General features: G+C 64.7%; 1 protein-coding gene and 1 pseudogene. Both read right to left on the bottom strand.

Annotation, left to right across the window (positions count from 1 at the left end; all coding sequences use genetic code 11):
* A partial coding sequence (locus AC5RUO_RS19985; RefSeq protein ID WP_494104444.1) for an NAD(P)/FAD-dependent oxidoreductase occupies positions 1–539 on the bottom strand: 539 nt, incomplete at its 3' end.
* A 52-nt stretch (positions 540–591) separates the two neighbouring features.
* Positions 592–708: pseudogene (gene purU / locus AC5RUO_RS19980) on the bottom strand (formyltetrahydrofolate deformylase); the annotation flags it as partial.

Here is a 708-nt window from a genome sequence, read left to right as displayed (position 1 = left end):
GTCTGTTCGATGCCGGTCACGGTGGTGTTGCCGATGTACTTTACGCCGGCGGCTTCGGTGCGTTTGATCAGCAGCTGCACCGCGCGGGCCGCGGACGCGAGCCCGTCGGAGGGCACGTGGAGGCCGCCGAGGATGTCTTCCTCATTGATCAGCGGGTAGAGCTCCTTGCACTCCTCGCGGGTAAGGATTTTGCCGTCGATGCCCCACGATTGTGCGTAGCCGAGTTTGCGCTTCAGGTCCGCGAGGCGGGTTTCGGTGGTCGCGACTTCCAGGCCGCCGACCTGGTTGAAGCAGGAGATGCCGTCCTCGGTGAGGGAGAGGAGTTTTTCGACCGTGTATTTGGCGAACAGGGCCATGGACTTGGACGGGTTGGTCTGGAACACCAGGCCGGGGGCGTGCGAGGTGGACCCGCCCGGCATGTTCAGCGGGCCCTGGTCCAGGACGGTGATGTTGTTCCAGCCCCGGGTGACGAGCTCATCGGCGAGGTTGGTGCCCACGATCCCGGCTCCGATGATGACAATACGTGGCGACGATTCCATAAAAGGGTTCTCCTGCAAATTCTCTAAAGACTGTGTGCCGGCGCGGCGGGGGTTAGCGGAAGACGACGGTGCTGGTGTCATCCAGCAGGACGCGGTGCTGGCAGTGCCAGCGCACGGCCCGGGACAGGGCGAGGGCTTCGGCGTCCTGGCCCACGGTGGAGAGCTGGGC

This window comes from Arthrobacter sp. Y3221087 (assembly GCF_059089905.1).
The sequence above is the reverse complement of the archived record's forward strand: the minus strand, read 5'-3'. Positions and strand labels throughout refer to the sequence as shown.